This is a genomic window from uncultured Stenotrophomonas sp., from assembly GCF_945952405.1.
GTDB lineage: Bacteria > Pseudomonadota > Gammaproteobacteria > Xanthomonadales > Xanthomonadaceae > Stenotrophomonas.
This window is the reverse complement of record NZ_CAMFIA010000001.1, coordinates 405,517-421,635: the sequence shown is the minus strand read 5'-3', so window position 1 is coordinate 421,635 and position 16,119 is coordinate 405,517. Positions and strand designations below refer to the sequence as shown.

Annotated in this window: 12 protein-coding genes; 4 read left to right on the top strand and 8 right to left on the bottom strand. The window is 68.4% G+C overall.

Annotated features, from left to right (window positions below; genetic code table 11):
- The first annotated feature begins 70 nt into the window (after nt 1–70).
- Nucleotides 71–1,075, top strand: a complete 1,005-nt coding sequence (locus Q0P60_RS01970; protein ID WP_345780301.1) for a polysaccharide lyase — start codon at nt 71–73, stop codon at nt 1,073–1,075.
- A gap of 9 nt (nt 1,076–1,084) precedes the next feature.
- Here the strand turns inward: Q0P60_RS01970 and agp are convergent, their stop codons facing one another.
- From agp to Q0P60_RS01955, 3 genes are all read right to left on the bottom strand, one after another.
- Complete coding sequence (agp, locus tag Q0P60_RS01965) at nt 1,085–2,317, bottom strand: bifunctional glucose-1-phosphatase/inositol phosphatase (protein WP_294987685.1); 1,233 nt, start codon at nt 2,315–2,317, stop codon at nt 1,085–1,087.
- A 62-nt stretch (nt 2,318–2,379) separates the two neighbouring features.
- Entirely contained in the window at nt 2,380–4,212 is a 1,833-nt protein-coding gene (gene smrA / locus Q0P60_RS01960) for a multidrug efflux ABC transporter SmrA (protein WP_294987683.1), read from the bottom strand.
- A 126-nt stretch (nt 4,213–4,338) separates the two neighbouring features.
- Nucleotides 4,339–5,898 (bottom strand): serine hydrolase, encoded by a 1,560-nt coding sequence (locus Q0P60_RS01955; protein WP_294987681.1) that lies wholly within the window; start codon nt 5,896–5,898, stop codon nt 4,339–4,341.
- Between the two features lie 110 nt (nt 5,899–6,008).
- Between Q0P60_RS01955 and Q0P60_RS01950 the strand changes: the two genes are divergently transcribed.
- The 3 genes from Q0P60_RS01950 to Q0P60_RS01940 are packed head-to-tail and all read left to right on the top strand — an operon-like array spanning nt 6,009 to nt 8,264.
- A complete protein-coding gene (locus tag Q0P60_RS01950; protein WP_294987679.1) occupies nt 6,009–6,452 on the top strand; it encodes a VOC family protein in 444 nt (147 codons plus the stop codon).
- Nucleotides 6,449–7,282, top strand: coding sequence for a DUF72 domain-containing protein (locus Q0P60_RS01945; protein WP_294987677.1), 834 nt, complete (start codon nt 6,449–6,451; stop codon nt 7,280–7,282). The genes Q0P60_RS01950 and Q0P60_RS01945 overlap by 4 nt, the downstream gene beginning before the upstream one ends.
- A gap of 34 nt (nt 7,283–7,316) precedes the next feature.
- Nucleotides 7,317–8,264, top strand: coding sequence for a DMT family transporter (locus tag Q0P60_RS01940; protein ID WP_294987675.1), 948 nt, complete (start codon nt 7,317–7,319; stop codon nt 8,262–8,264).
- A gap of 27 nt (nt 8,265–8,291) precedes the next feature.
- Here the strand turns inward: Q0P60_RS01940 and Q0P60_RS01935 are convergent, their stop codons facing one another.
- From Q0P60_RS01935 to Q0P60_RS01915, 5 genes are all read right to left on the bottom strand, one after another.
- A complete protein-coding gene (locus Q0P60_RS01935; protein ID WP_294987673.1) occupies nt 8,292–9,452 on the bottom strand; it encodes an AAA family ATPase in 1,161 nt (386 codons plus the stop codon).
- 156 nt (nt 9,453–9,608) lie between these two features.
- Nucleotides 9,609–10,676 (bottom strand): sensor domain-containing diguanylate cyclase, encoded by a 1,068-nt coding sequence (locus tag Q0P60_RS01930; RefSeq protein WP_294987671.1) that lies wholly within the window; start codon nt 10,674–10,676, stop codon nt 9,609–9,611.
- 416 nt (nt 10,677–11,092) lie between these two features.
- Nucleotides 11,093–11,815 (bottom strand): pseudouridine synthase, encoded by a 723-nt coding sequence (locus Q0P60_RS01925; protein ID WP_294987669.1) that lies wholly within the window; start codon nt 11,813–11,815, stop codon nt 11,093–11,095.
- A 34-nt stretch (nt 11,816–11,849) separates the two neighbouring features.
- Nucleotides 11,850–13,514: a GGDEF domain-containing protein gene (locus Q0P60_RS01920; protein ID WP_294987667.1), complete on the bottom strand. Its 1,665-nt coding sequence runs from the start codon at nt 13,512–13,514 to the stop codon at nt 11,850–11,852.
- A gap of 109 nt (nt 13,515–13,623) precedes the next feature.
- Nucleotides 13,624–16,047, bottom strand: a complete 2,424-nt coding sequence (locus Q0P60_RS01915; RefSeq protein WP_294987665.1) for an EAL domain-containing protein — start codon at nt 16,045–16,047, stop codon at nt 13,624–13,626.
- Nucleotides 16,048–16,119 lie beyond the last annotated feature (72 nt).

Sequence of the window (16,119 nt, the reverse complement as noted above, 5' to 3'; positions counted from 1 at the left end):
CGTGCCTGCGTCGCATCACGTACCGGCAACATGCCTGGGCGCATCGTTCGGCAGCCTTCCGCTTCCGTCGATGTCCATGCCACTGCCCCTGCTTCGCCTCACCCTGCTGCCGCTGCTGCTGGCCAGCGCCTGCGCCAGTGCCGGCTGCCCTGCACCACCGGCGGGACAGCCCGACATCCGCGCCCTGGGCTACTACATCGACAAGGCCGGCTCGGTGATCGACCCGGCGCTGCACCAGCAGAACCATGACGCCACCGCAGCACTGGACCGCTATGCCGCCGACGTGGCGCGCATGAGTGATGACTACCTGCGCAACGGCGATGCAGCGGACGCGCAATGCACCTTGGCCTGGCTGGCGGCGTGGGCCGACGACGGGGCGATGCTGGGCCAGATGATCCGGGTCAACAACGACCAGTCGTTCTACATGCGGCAATGGATGCTCGATGCGGTGGCCCTGGCCTACCTGAAGGTACGTGACCAGGCCGATGCGCAGCAGCGCACGCGCATCGCCCCGTGGCTGCAGAAACTGGCGCGCGCCAACCTGGCGTACTGGGACAACCCGAAACGTCGCCGCAACAACCACTACTACTGGGGAGGGCTGGGCATACTGGCCACTGGCCTGGCCACCGATGACGATGCGCTGTGGCAGGCCGGCCATGCCGCCTTCCAGAAGGGCATCGATGACATCCAGGACGATGGCAGCCTGCCCCTGGAAATGGCACGTGGGCAACGGGCCCTGCACTACCACGACTATGCACTGGCGCCGCTGGTGATGATGGCCGAACTGGCGCGGCTGCGCGGGCAGGACTGGTATGCCAGCCGCGGCCACGCGATCGATCGCCTCGCGCGCCGGGTCATCGAAGGCAGCAAGGATCCCGCGTGGTTCAGCGCGCAGACCGGGGTGGCGCAGCTGCCACTGCAGGCCAGTGGCTGGGTGGAGTTCTACCGCCTGCGCTTTCCGGATGGCGGCCTGTTCGACGCCGCGCACGCGCGCGGCCCGTTCCATTCACCGCGGCTGGGCGGCGACCTGACCCTGATGGCCACGCAGGGCATCGTGCGCACGCCGCTGCGCTGAGCGCCGGCCTCAGTGCCGGGCGCGCTGCAGCAGCTGCTGGAACTGCGCAGGGCTGCAGCCCTGCTGCGCGCACCCCGGCAGTGGCAACGCGACCCGTCCCGGCGGCTGGGTGTCGGTCAACGGCAGCGCATCGCGCAGCTGTGCCAGGGTCGGGTAGACGTAGGCCAGTCGGATCCGCTCCTGGCCACTGCGGCGGTCGTGCCAGCGCTCGAACTGCAGCAGGCCGCCGATCGGTGTCTTTTCAAGCTGGCCCGGCAGGGTGTAGTCGTTGATGGCCAGCGCGGCCAGCACCGAACCGATGTTGGAATCGTGGCCGACCAGCAGGGTCACTCGCGCTGACGCCCGGTCCTCGAACAACGCCGCCACCCTGGCCAGCAGCGGTCCCGCGACATCCCGGGCCACCTCCGGTGTTCCGAACAGGATGTCCTGGTAGCGGTTGCGCAGCTGCGCCAGCGCCAGCCACTGGGCTTCACTGTTCAGCCGCCCCCAGCCTTCGCGGGGCAGTCCGCTGCCCTGGTAGTGCTCCATCAGCAGGGCATCGACCAGCCCGCTGGACAGCGCCAGCGATCCGGAAGCCCGCGGCTCCTTGCCCGGCTCCGCGCTGAAGGTGGTCGGCGACGCCGCCAGGTGGCAGTCGCGGTTTCCCGCGCATGCCGCCGACTGCGGATAGCGGGTGATCTGCTCCAGCACCGACAGTGCCGGGGCCAGGTCGGATGCGGCGTGCGCCCGTTGCATCGCCAACACCGCACGTGCGCGGAAGGCCGCGTTGCTGTTGTGGATCACCGGATTGAACAGTGGATCCATGCTGCCCAGCGGCATGCGCTGCTCGACCGTGACGTGGCAGCCCGGGAATGCACCGGCAACGAAGAACTGTGCGGTGGCCTGGGTACGCTGCAGGCTGTTGGCATGGGCATGGAAGTCATCCGGCTGCGGGCAGCCCGACACCGGCAGCACCTGTTGCTGGCGCAACCACTGGCCGATGTAGCGGCCCATGTAGACCTCGAGCACGCCGCCCTTGGTGGTCAGCTCGCCGGCGCCCACGTCCCAGGCTGGCCAGCGTTCCGGGGTAGCGCTGGCCAGCGCACCGGAGGCCACCACCGGCGCGCGCAGGTTGTGGCGACTGAGCAGGACCACCTGCCGTAGCTGTTCGTCCGCATCGGTTGAAGTGGCCGCACGGGCAGCCTGCAGGGGAGCGATGAAGACCAGCGCCAGGGCCAGCGCGCGCAAAGCAGGAATGAGCATGGACTGTCCAAGGATCGGGATCGGCGCCCTTTCCTGCGGAAAGGGATCCGACCCCGGGGGGTTCACTGGTCGGCAGCCACGAAGCCGCCGGTCTGCCGTGCCCACAGCCGCGCATACAGCCCACCGGCGGCGATCAGCTCGGCATGGGTGCCGGTTTCGACGATGCGCCCCTGGTCCATCACCACCAGCCGGTCCATGCGCGCGATGGTCGACAGCCGGTGCGCGATCGCGATCACCGTCTTGCCCCCCATCAGTTCATCCAGGCTGTCCTGGATCGCCGCTTCCACTTCCGAGTCCAGCGCGGAGGTGGCCTCGTCCAGCACCAGGATCGGCGCATCCTTCAGCAGCACGCGGGCAATCGCGATGCGCTGGCGCTGGCCACCGGACAGCTTCACGCCGCGCTCGCCGACATGCGCGTCGTAGCCACGACGGCCCTGCCCGTCCACCAGCGTGTCGATGAAGGCCTCCGCACGCGCCTTGGCCACCGCCGCACGCAACTGCTCGTCGCTGGCATCGGGCCGGCCGTACAGCAGGTTGTCGCGGATCGAGCGATGCAGCAGCGAGGTGTCCTGGGTGACCACGCCGATCTGCTGGCGCAGGCTTTCCTGGGTGACATGGGCAATGTCCTGATCGTCGATCAGGATGCGGCCGCTCTCCAGGTCGTACAGGCGCAGCAGCACATTGACCAGGGTCGACTTGCCGGCCCCGGAAGGACCGACCAGGCCGATCTTCTCGCCCGGCTTCACCACCAGGTCCAGGCCGGCGATCACCCCACCCTTCTTGCCATAGTGGAAATGGATGTCCTGGAAGTGCACGCCGCCCCTGCTCACCCGCAGCGGCACCGCATCCTCCCGGTCCTGCACGGTCAACGGCTGGGCGATGGTGGTGATGCCATCCTGCACCGTGCCGATGTCCTCGAAGATGCCGTTGATGGTCCACATGATCCAGCCGGACATGTTGTGGATGCGGATCACCAGGCCGGTGGCCAGCGTGATCGCACCCACGGTGATGTGGCCGCCATTCCACAACCACAGCGCCAGGCCACAGGTACCGGCAATCAGGAAGCCGTTGACGATGGCGATGGTCAGGTCCATGCCGGTGGTCACCCGGGTCTGCGCGCGATGCTTGACCGCCAGTTCCTGGATCGACTCGGCCACGTACGCCTGCTCGCGTCCACCGTGCGCGAACAGCTTCAGCGTGGGGATGTTGGTATAGCCATCGACGATGCGGCCCATCGCCTTGGAGCGCGCTTCCGAGGCGATCCAGGCACGCTCCTTCGCGCGTGGCACGAAGTAGGCCAGGATCACCGCATAGGCCAGCAGCCACAGGATCAGCGGCACCATCAGCCGCCAGTCCGCCTGCGCGAACAGGTACAGCGCGGTGCCGGTGTAGACCACGATGTACCAGAGTGAATCGACCATCTGCACGGCCGATTCGCGCAGCGAAGTGCCGGTCTGCATCACCCGGTTGGCGACGCTGCCGGCGAAGTCGTTCTGGAAGAAGCTCAGGCTCTGCCGCACCACGTAGTTGTGCATCAGCCAGCGCGAGCGGTTGCTCAGCCCCGGCACGATGGCCTGGTTGACCAGCAGGTTGTGCAGGCCGACCAGGATCGGCCGGGCAATGACCGTGATGAACAGCATCCAGCCCAGTTCATTGGCATGGCGGCTGAAGAAACCGGCACCGGGCTGCTCGGCGACCATGTCGACGATGCGGCCCAGGTAATCGAACATCGCCACTTCCACCAGGGCCAGCAGCAGGCCGGCGATCAGGGTCGCCAGCAGCACCGGCCACACCGGGCGCAGGTAATGCAGGTAGAACGGCAGCACCTTGCGCGGTGGCATCCGCCCATCCACAGGCGGGAACACCGGAATCAGGGATTCAAACCAACGGAACATCGCATTCCCTCGCCACTTGCAACCGGCGGAGTATCCCACGCCGGATGTGTACGCCAGCCGACGACCGCCACCCGGCGGTTGCCGGCCAAACGTCGCAGGGTTGCCGGCCAGCGGCCGGCACGACCGTCATTTCACCGGGGTGAACAACAGGTCCTGGAAATCGAAACTGAAATCGGTCAGGTCGGAGATCGACTGCATGCGGACTTCGCGCACCTTGCCATCCGGATCCAGGCTGAAATTCACGAACGCATCGGCGTTGAGCGAACGATCATCCCAGCGCACGATGAAGGTGTCGTGCTGCCAATGCTCAAGCCGCCCGCTCAGCTGCGCGGTCTTCATGAAGCGCAGGCGCAGGCCCTTGCCTTCGCTGCTGACCTGCATGTCGCCATACCAGCGGTCGCGGAAACTGCCGGTGTAGCCGGCCAGTGGCAGCGACGGCCGGCTGCCCTTGTCACGGGCGCCCTGGTGCTTGGCCCAGGCCTCGTCGGCCTTGTCCTGGCCCTTGGCCACGGCCTTGGCATAGGCATCCACCCAATCGTGTTTCTCACCGCCCAGGTAGGCATCAAGCACGCTCAGGGTGATCGCATTGAACGCGGCGCCCACTTCCTGGTTGGTCAGCACCACCACGCCCAGCTTCTCGCCCGGCACCAGGGTCAGCCGCGAGACCATGCCCGGCCAGCCACCGGTATGCCATACCAGCTTCTGCCCACGGTAGTCGCTCAGGCTCCAGCCTTCGCCATAGCCGGCGAAGTTGGCCCGTGCCGGTGCCAGCTCAGGCACGCTCGGTGCCGCGATCGACTGCGGCGTGATCATCCGCCACATCTGCTGCTGGCTCTTGCCGCTGAACAGCGCGGTGCCGTCGGCCAGCGTGCCCTCGGCCAGCTGCACCTGCATCCAGCGCGCCATGTCGTGTGCGCTGGAATAAATGCCACCGGCACCGGCATTGTTCGACCAGGTCAGCGGCGCAACGGTGCGCAGGTCCTTGAAATCGTACTTGGCGTGGCCGACCGCCGCCTTGTCACCCGGCTTGAGGTGGTCGGCGTTGTAGCGGGTTCCGGCCATGCCCACCTTGTCGAAGATGCGGGTCTGCAGGAACTGCTGGTAGCTCATGCCGGAGACGTGCTCGATCACCTGCTGGGCGACCGCGTACAGGATGTTGTCGTAGGCATAGCCCTCGCGGAATCCGCCCTTCAGCGGTACCCGGCCCAGCCGCTCCACCACCTCGGCGTTGCTGTAGGACGTGGTCGGCCAGAACAGCAGGTCGCCCGCACCCAGGCTCAGGCCACTGCGGTGCGACAGCAGGTCACGGATCGTCATCTGCCCGGTCACGAACGGATCGGACATGCGGAACGACGGCAGGTGATCGATCACCTTGTCGTCCATCTTCAGCTTGCCGTCTTCGGCCAGCAGGTTCAGCGAGGTGGCGGTGAACGCCTTGGTGTTGGAGGCGATCGCGAACAGCGTGTCGGCCTGCACCGGCTCCGGCTTGCCCTGTTCGCGCACGCCCCAGCCGCGTTCCAGCACCACCTGGCCATCCTTGACCACGGCTACCGCGATGCCAGGCACGTCGAACTGCATACGCACGCGCTCGACGGTCGCATCCAGGTCCTGCAGCTGCGCCGGGGTCGCCGCGCTCGCCATGGTCGTGCATGCCAGCAGCACGGCTCCTCCAATCCAGGTTTTCATCCAGCACGATCTCCGAACAGGGGTGGCGGCCGTGTGCAGGCCGTCACCGGGGTTTCGCAGGATGGTAACGGTCGCCGGCGCAGGCTGCCCTGTGCCATAGGAGGGGTGTCATGGGCGGGAACGGCCATCCAAGCAACGGCTCCACCATCATTCCGTGCCTGCGCTACCGCGATGCGCAGGCCGCCATCGACTGGCTGCAGCGCGCGTTCGGCTTTCACGCGCAGGCCGTGTACGCCGAAGGCGATACGGTATTCCATGCACAGCTGACCTTCGGCCAGGGCATGATCATGCTCGGTTCGGCCGACAAGCAGAGCGAGTGGAACCAGCATGCAGCCCTGCCTGACGAGGTCGGCGGGCGCCAGACCCAGAGCGCCTGCGTGATCGTCACCGACGCCGATGCGCATTACGCGCGGGCCAAGGCCGCCGGGGCCCGCATCGTCATCGACATCGCCGACCAGGATTACGGTGGCCGGGGCTATGCCTGTGCCGATCCGGAAGGCTACCTGTGGTGGTTCGGCAGCTACGACCCCTGGCGCGTGGACCACGGCCAGTGAAGGCCGCGCCGCGCCAGGCGGCGGCGATCCGCTGCGGTATCGGTGGCTGGGTATTTCCCGAATGGCGCGGCGGCATGTTCTATCCCGTGGGCCTGCCGCAGCGCGAGGAACTGGCGCATGCCAGCCGTGCGCTGCGCTGCATCGAGATCAACGGCACCTTCTATCGCACCCCTGGCGCGGCGCAGTGCGCGCAATGGGCCGCGCAGACGCCGGACGGCTTCCGTTTTGCGATGAAGGCACCGCGCCATCTGGTCCAGCGCCGCGACCTGTCCGGCATGGTGGAGGCGGCCACGCCCTTCCTGCAGGCTGCGCTGGCACTCGGCGACCGGCTCGGCCCGCTGCTGTGGCAGTTCGATCCACGCCATCCCGCCGATGCCGACGCACTCGCGATGCTGATGGCGCAACTGCCGGCGCAGCTGGACGGCATGCCGCTGCAGCACGCGCTGGAGGTTCGCAATGACGACGCGCATGGGCCGACGCTGGTCGCTGCCGCACGCCGCCACAACGTGGCGCTGGTGATCGAAGACAGTGACGAGGCGCTGCTGCACGGCGACGTCAGTGCCGGTTTCGTCTACGCACGGATCAAGCGCAGCCAGGCCCGCCTGCAGCAGGGCCTGCCGGCACCGCTGCTGCAGCGCTGGGCCGCGCGCGCGCAGCACTGGGCACGCGGCGAGCCGGTGCACGACCTGCCGTGCCTGGCCGCCCCTGCCGAGCCGATGCCCCGCGAGGTCTACCTGCTGTGCATCGGCGCAGGCAAGGCGCGCAACCCGGCGGCCGCCATGGCCCTGCAGCGCCGGGTCGATGACGGCGACGATCACGCATCCCGGTAGCGCCGCGGCCATCGCCTTGCCCCACAATAGGCGGATGAGCACACCCGATACCCGCAAAGCACTCTGGCAGATCCACTTCTGTGTCCTGCTATGGGGCGTCACCGCCATCCTCGGCAAGCTGATCACCCTGCCCGCGCTGCCGCTGGTGTGGTGGCGGATGCTGCTGGTGACGGCCATGCTGGCCCTGCTGCCGCGGGTCTGGCGCGGGTTGCGCACCCTGCCCCTGCGGCTGGTGGCCGGCTACGCCGGCATCGGCGCGCTGGTCGCCCTGCACTGGCTGACCTTCTATGGCGCGGTGAAGCTGGCCAATGCCTCGGTGGCGGCGACCTGCATCGCGCTGGCCCCGGTATTCACTTCGATCATCGAACCGTGGGTGGCCAAGCGACCGTTCCAGCTGCGGGAACTGGCTTTCGGGCTGGCCGTGCTGCCGGGCGTGGCGCTGGTGGTCGGTGGCGTACCCGACGGCATGCGCCTGGGCGTGCTGATCGGCGCGATCTCGGCGTTGCTGGTGGCGGTGTTCGGATCGCTCAACAAGCGCATGGTCAGCCATGCCGACCCGCTCACGGTCACGGCGCTGGAACTGGGCGCCGGCACCCTCACGCTGACCCTGCTCGCGCCGCTGCTGCCCTACCTGCTGCCGGCGCTGGCCAGCCCGTTGTGGATCGTGCCGGACCTGCACGACGGCATCCTGCTGCTGGTGCTGGCCGGCTTCTGCACACTGCTGCCGTTCGCCCTGGCGCTGGTCGCGCTGCGCCACCTCAGCGCCTACACCGTGCAGCTGGTGACCAACCTGGAGCCGGTCTACGCCGTGCTGCTGGCGGTGGTGCTGCTGCGCGAGCAGCACGAGGTCACTGCATGGTTCTACCTGGGCGTGGCGATCATCGTCGGCGCGGTGTTCCTGCACCCGCTGCTGAACCGGCGCAGGCCGGTACAGCACCCCGAGATTCTGGGTACCGCCGAGGCCCGCAACATCGCCGATTGAGCGTATCGCTGCCGGGCCAGCTGCGTATCAGCGCTGTGGCCAGTGCCAGGCGGGTGCATCCAGCAGGCCCTGCCCGCTGAGCAGGGTGCGGCCCTGTTCCTTGTACAGGTGCAGCGAATGGCACCCCGGCGCCTGTTCCAGCGCTGCGATCAGGCGGCTGGCATGCGAGACCACCCACACCTGGCTGCGTGCAGACGCAGCGATGATCAGCCGTGCCAGCGCCGGCAGCTGATCGGGATGCAGGCTGGTTTCCGGCTCGTTGAGTACCAGCAGCGGCGGCGGCCGCGGCGTGTGCAGCGCAGCGGCCAGCAGCAGGAAACGCAGGGTGCCATCGGACAACTCGGCCATCGACAACGGCCGCAGCAGGCCGGGCTGCCGGAAGCGCAGGCCCAGGCGCCCGTCGCGTTCCTCGAAGTCCACCGTGGCCCCGGGAAAGGCATCGTCCACGCTGCGCGCCAGCGCCACCGGGTCACCGATCTCGACGATGGTCACCCAGGCTGCCGCCAGGTCGCGCCCGTCGTGATGCAGCACCGGCGTGCGCGTGGCCATCGTCGGCTGCCGCGCCGGAGCATCGGCATCACTGCGGAAGTGGTCGTAGAAGCGCCAGCGGCGGATGTACTCGCGCAGCGCGATGGTCTCCGGCATGCGCTGTGGATCGCCGACCTGGGTGAACAGGCTGTCGAACAGCGACAGCCGGTCATCGACCTGGTCCCAGCCATGCCGGTGGCGCTGCCGCACCAGCGCACCGCGCCGATCGACCAGCAGGTTGGCACTGCGCAGGAACGGTCCCGCCCAGATCGCCTCGGCCTTGATCTGCGGGTCCAGTGCGAACGCCGAGCGGCTGGGAGGCGGATAGCCAAGGTCGATGGCATACCCGAATTCATCGGTGGCAAACCCCAGCTTCAAGCCCACCGATTGCTGCCGCGGCCCCCCTTGCAGGGGCATCTCACCCGCCATCACCCGGCGATCGATCTGCTCCGGCCCGGCCCACAGCGCCGAACCCAGGCCACCTTCGCGCGCAAGCACCGCCGCCACGCCTCCCTGCGCGGTCTCGGCCAGCAGCCGCAACGCGCGGTACAGGCTGGACTTGCCGCTGCCGTTGTCGCCGGTGACCACGTTCAACGGCTGCAGCGGCAGCACCAGCCCATGCAGCGAACGGTAGTGGGCGATGGCCAGGGTCTGCAGCATGGTCGCGTCCGCGGTAACAGGATCGCCATGCTGGCGGGTGCGGATCGCAGGAGCTGCGACGCGGCGGCATCCAGATCGGCGAACGCAGCCCCGCATGCGCATCCACGCAGGCTGCAACCACGCTGCCCCGCGCGCAGGGCGCGGGCGGCAGGCGTGTCAGTCTGCCAGTTCCACCCGGTTGCGGCCGTTCGCCTTGGCCCGGTACAGCGCCTTGTCGGCACGGGCCAGCATGTCATCCACGCTCTCGCCGGTACGGTGCCCGGCAACGCCAATGCTGATCGTGACCGGGAACCCGAGCGGCAGCGCGGCCACCGCCAGGCGCAGGAACTCGCATTGCAGTTCGGCGGTGTGCAGGTCGGTTCCCGGCAGCACCGCGACGAATTCCTCGCCGCCGTAGCGCGCGGCCAGGCCACGGCCGGCGAAGTGCGAGCGCAGCAGCACACCCAGCTCGGCCAGTACCCGGTCGCCGGTCGCATGGCCCTGGAAGTCGTTGATGTGCTTGAAATGGTCGATGTCCAGCAGCGCCACGCAGGCGCCGCCAGACGGGCCGTCGGCCGCTACCGCTTCCTGCAACGCCGCCGCCATCGCGCGGCGGTTGGGCAGGCCGGTCAGCGCATCGGTACGGCTCTGTTCGGTCAGGTCGGCGTTCTGTGCCAGCAACAGGTCCTGGTACTCCGACAGCAGGCGCTCGTAATCGTCGCGTTCCAGCATGTGCTTCTGGATATCGAGGGCGAAGCGGCGCAGCTCCATCACCAGCATCACCTGGCGAGACAGCGCCGACAGCGCCTCGGCCTTGTCGCTGGCCAGGTGCTGCGGATGCGCGTCGAACACGCACAACGTTCCCAGCGGCAGGCCATCGGAACTGATCAGCGGCGCGCCGGCATAGAAGCGGATATGCGGGTCGCCCGCCACCACCGGATTGTCATGGAAGCGGATGTCATGCAGCGCGTCCTCGACCACCATGATTTCCTGCGGCTGCAGGATGGCGTGGCCGCACATCGATTCGCTGCGCAGGTTCTCGGCCGCATCGATGCCCTGGATCGACTTGAACCACTGGCGCTCCACGTCGATCAGGGTCACCGCCGCCATCGACGTGCCGCAGACCGCCTTGGCGATCACCACCAGGTCGTCGAAGGATTTCTCACGTTCCGAATCCAGGATGCGGTAGCGGTACAGCGCCTCAAGCCGAAGGGCTTCATTGGCAGGCTTGTCGGGCTTGATCATGCAGCGTCACGTTCCGGCAGGTCACCGCGAAGTCTAGCCGATGTGGATGCACAAACCGTGTGCCGGTAATGCCGGCCACTGGCCGGCATCGCGCGCATCCCGAGCACCGGTAGTGCCGGCCGCTGGCCGGCATCCGTGCCCATTCCGCGTATCGGGTAGTGCCGGCCGCTGGCCGGCATCCGTGCTCATCCCGCGTACCAGGTAGTGCCGGCCGCTGGCCGGCATCGCGCGCATCCCGCGTACCAGGTAGTGCCGGCCGCTGGCCGGCATCGCGCGCATCCCGCATACCAGGTAGTGCCGGCCGCTGGCCGGCATCCGTGCTCATCCCGCGTACCAGGTAGTGCCGGCCGCTGGCCGGCATCCGCGCTCATCCCGCATACCAGGTAGTGCCGGCCGCTGGCCGGCATCCGCGCGCGTTACCAGTCCAGCTGCTTCGGCAGCAGGCCCTGCAGTTCCTGCCCGGTCAGGTTGCGCCACTGGCCCGGCTTCAACGCGCCGATCTTGATGTTGTCGATGCGCACGCGGCGCAGCTGGGTCACCCGATAGCCGAATTCAGCGGCCATCAGCCGGATCTGCCGGTTCAGGCCCTGCTCCAGGGTGATGCGGAAACCGAACTTGGCGATGCGCGAGGTCTTGCACGGCAGAGTCATCTGGTCGTGGATGCGCACGCCGCGGGCCATGCCACGCAGGAACTCATCGGTGACCGGCTTGTTCACCGCCACCAGGTACTCCTTCTGGTGACCGTTCTCGGCGCGCAGGATCTGGTTGACGATGTCGCCGTTGCTGGTCATCAGGATCAGCCCCTCCGACTCCTTGTCCAGGCGGCCGATCGGGAAGATGCGCTGCTGGTGGCCAACGAAGTCGACGATGTTGCCCTTCACCGAGGTTTCGGTGGTGCAGGTCACGCCCACCGGCTTGTTCAGCGCGATGTAGACGTGGCGGCGGGTGCCGGGCTTGCGGGCGACACGGGCGCGCAGCGGCTGGCCGTCGACCAGCACCTGGTCTTCCTCACCCACCACCGCGCCGGTGCCGGCCGGATGGCCGTTGACGGTGACGCGGCGGGCGGCGATCAGGCGATCGGCCTCGCGGCGGGAGCAGAAGCCGGTGTCGGCGATATGTTTGTTGAGTCGGGTGGTCATCGCCCTATTATCCGGCATCGCCGCCCGCAGCGCTTCATTCCGGGACCGGCGGATCGAGCTCTTCGCCATCAAACACCCGGTTGCGGCCCGCGCGCTTGGCCACGTACATGGCGTGGTCGGCACGCCGCAGCAGGCCGGCCAGGTCGTCCTCGCCCGGCCGCCACTGCGCCAGGCCGATGCTGGCGGTGACCTCCAGGCCCGGCACCTGCAGCACCCGGCAGGCCTCGGTGATGCGCTGGCGCAGGCGATCCAGCCGCGCCGATGCCGCCTCGCGCGGCATGCCCGGCATCAGCAGCAGGAACTCTTCACCGCCCATCCGCACGACCTGATCCTGGCTGCGCACCGCCGTACGCAGGGCCCGCGCCACCGCCACCAGCACCTGGTCGCCCACGGCATGGCCGTGGCGGTCGTTGATGTCCTTGAACAGGTCGATGTCGAGGAAGCCGATCACCAGCGGGCCGCGCTCGCGGTCCACCCGTTCCAGATGGCGTGCCAGCTGCTGCAGGCCGGCACGCCGGTTGGGCAGCCCGGTCAGGCCATCGGTCTCGGCCAGGTGGCGCAGTTCATCGCGCTGCTGGCGCAGGCGGCCCAGGCGCTGGTTCAGGGCATAGGCGGCCATCATCAACAGCCAGGTCACCGCCAGCTGCAGCGCCTCCACCCGATACTCCATCAACCACGCCGCGCTGCAGGCATCGGCAACGATCAGCACCAGCATCGGTGCCAGCGCCGCCAGGCCGGCCTGCGCCCAGCGGTCGCCTCGCCAGCGCGCCCACACGCCGGCCAGCAGCGCCAGCCCACAGCCCAGCAGATAGGACACCTGCAGGCCCTGTGCAACCCAGGCCAGCTGCTCCCAGCGCAACCAGGGCACCAGCGCGGCCAGCGCCAGCAGGCCCCACAGCACGACCTGCTGCAGCCGCCGTGAACGCGGCAGCAGACGGTCGCCGCCATTCAGCCGCCACAACGCTGGCAGTACCAGCGCCTGGGTGGCTGCGGTCAGTGACAGCAGCCACCAGGCCCCGCGCTCGCCCACCGGCAGCCACGGTTCCGGATAGCCACTGAGGCCGCCGAGAATGGCCTGCCACAGCACCAGTACCGCGGTTCCGGCGATGTAGGCCAGGAAGCTGCGGTCGCGCGTGGTCAGGAACGCCATCAAGGCCGACAGCGCCAGCGCGAGCGCCACCGCGATGCAGGCGGCGCGCACCAGCAGGCGGGCCGTGTCGTTCTGCTGGACCGGGCTGGGCGCACCCAGCCGCAGGGTCGGTACCCAGCGTGCCTTCAGCGGGGTCTGCCACGAGACCAGGAACGGTTCGTGGCTGCCGGCCGGCGGCACCGCCACCAGGCCGATACCTGCGCGGAAGCGCGAATCACGGGTGCGGGCATCGTGCATGTCGCCGCAGATCTCGCGGTCGCCATGCTGGACACGGACTTCGCCGGCAAAGACATTGAATACATCCAGCGCCTGCGGTTGCCCCGACCAGCCTGCCGGAGGCGCCGCTACCTGCGCCTGCTGGCGGGCGCCGGACAGCATCTGCGGCGTGCAGGCACGATGCGGGGTCGGCGCATCGGTGGCGCCGCCCACCAGCAGGTAATCGCGGCCCGACACGGCCGTAGCGGCCTGAAGCGGCCACGGCATCGCCAACCACACCAGCAGGACGGCCAGCACCGCTCCTGTTCCATACCGCCACTGCCTGCCGCCCACGCCACGTCCTGTTCCTGCTTACGTCCGCGCCCACTGCGCGTCGCCCCTGGCGCGCATTATCGCAGTCGTGCGCGGCCCGCATGTGTAGACCAAAGTCGCCGCCTTCCGTTCAGCCAGCGCCGGGGGGCCCCTTCACCGCCACCAGCCGGAACGGCCTCAGGTCGGTCAGGGTCATCCGCTCCAGCGGCTGCGGCCGCTCGATCGCGAAGCCCTGCAGGCCCTGGACGCCGAGTCGAGTCAGCGCGCCGGCCACCTCGGCGGTCTCCACCCATTCGGCCACCACTTCCATCTGCAACTCGCGCCCCAGTTCGCTGATCGCACGCACGGTGGCGTGGCTGACCGGGTCGGTGTCCATGTCGCGCACGAAGGCACCGTCGATCTTCAGGATGTCGGCCGGCAGCTGCCGCAGGTAGCCGAACGAAGACAGGCCGGAGCCGAAATCGTCCAGCGCCATCCGGCAGCCGCGCGCTTTCACGGCGTCGATGAAGGCGCGGGCCTGGGTCAGGTTGCTGATCGCCGCGGTTTCGGTGATCTCGAAGCACAGCTTGGAGGCCAGGGTGCGGTTGCGCTCGAGCAGGTCGCAGACGAAGGCGAGGAAGCCCGGTTCGGCGATCGACTGCGCGGACACGTTGACGTTGCACAGGCCGAGCTGGCGCACGTGCGCCGGGCAGACCTGCAGGTGGCGGAACAACAGCCCAAGCACGTGGCGATCGAGCGCCACCGCCATCCCGTAGCGCTCCACCGCCGGCATGAACTGGCCGGGCAGATGCAGGCTGCCATCGGTGCCGCGCATGCGAACGAGCACTTCATAGTGCAGGTAGGACGGATCACCGACACGGGCGATGCGCTGCGCGTACAGCAGCATGCGGTTCTCGGCCATCGCCAGGCTGACCCCCTGCAGGCGTTCCGCCTCCTGCCGGCGTTCCTCCAGCGCCATCCGGTTTTCGTTGAAGCAGTGAACGCGGTTGCGGCCGGCCTGCTTGGCGGCATAGCAGGCGCTGTCGGCCGCGCTCATCAGCCAGTTCACATCCGGCGCGTCGGCACTGACTTCGACCACGCCGATGCTGCAGCTCAGCTGCGGGCTGCCTTCGCTGATCGGGAAGGTGGCCTGGCCGAGATTGCGGATCACCCGCTGCAGCACGTGCTTGGCCTCGTCCTGGCCGGCATGGGCGAGGAACACCGCGAACTCGTCGGCACCGAGCCGGCCGACCCAGTCGCCATCACGCACCGCCGCCACCAGGTAGTCGGCGAAACTGCGCAGCATCTGGTCGCCGGCGGCGTGGCCGAAGCTGTCATTGACCAGCTTGAAATGATCCAGGTTGATATAGCACAGTGAATGCGTTCCGCCCTCGCTGCGCACCTGCAGCAGCGCGCGTTCCAGCAGCCGCTCGATCTCGCGGCGGTTGATCAGTCCGGTCAGCGGATCGTGGCTGGCGTGGTGTTCGATCTCGCGTGCCAGCGCGTGGTTCTGGCTGACGTCCTCGATGATCGCGAACACCGACAGTCCACCGTCCGAACTGTGCACGGCGGTCCCGCTCCAGCGTCCCCAGACCAGGCTGCCGTCGCGCCGGCAGAAGCGCAGCTCGCTCGGCCGCAGCTGCCGGTCCCAGTCGATCCGGCCGACCCCATCGATGACCAGCTCGCCTTCCATCAGCAGATCGTGCAATGACATCTGCAGCAGCACGTCACGCCGGTAATCGAGGATGTCGGCCATTGCCTGGTTGGCTTCGATCACCTTGCCCTCGGTGTCGAGCTTGAGCATGCCGACGTTGGCCTGGTAGAACGCCGCGCGGAAACGGCTCTCGTGTTCGGTCAGGTCCTTGCCGACGCGGCGCGCCAGCAGCACCGCCATCAGGCTGATCGCCAGCACCGACAGCCCTCCGACCATCAGCGTCGCGACCCGCACCAGCGTCGCCATCCGCAGCAGCGCCTGCGAGAACGCCTGCGCCTGCACCTGCAGGCGACGATCGAGGTCACGCAGCTGCTGCAGGTAGCGATCACGGACGGGAGGCGGCAGGGCGCCCTGGTCGTGCCGCAGCTGCAGCTCGTCGACCAGGCGCTGCACCGCCATCAGGTCGCCATCGGTCTGCCGCCACAACGCGGTCGCTTCGCGGAAGGCGCCGATGTCACGCGCATAGCGGAAGGAGAACACCAGACGTGGAATATCGGCGCGCGCGTTGCCACCCTGCAGGAATCCCTGCCGGGCTTTGCTTTCATCCGGCTCGGCCTGTTCCAGTGCCAGCCTGGCCTGCAGATCGCCCAGCGGCACCTGCAGGGCCTGGCGCGCGTCGTCCAGGTCCTGGGCTTCACCGCGCGCCAGATAACGACTGAGCGCGGCGGTGGCATCCTGTTGGCCACGCGACCAGTAACCCTGACCGGCAATCCAGGCGGTGGAGGCCGCCTGCAGTTCCTGGATCAAGGCGGACAGCGCGACCAATCCGATCGCCATGCCCGTCAGCAACGCAAATCGCAGTCCCAGGCCGCGGGTCATTGGTATCCGCCGGCTCTGCTGGTCCGTGCCACTCCTACCCATCCCGGATCCCCCCGAATGTGATGCGGTGACAACCTCCTTTGGAACCGGCTCAGCCTAGGACCGGGAATGTGT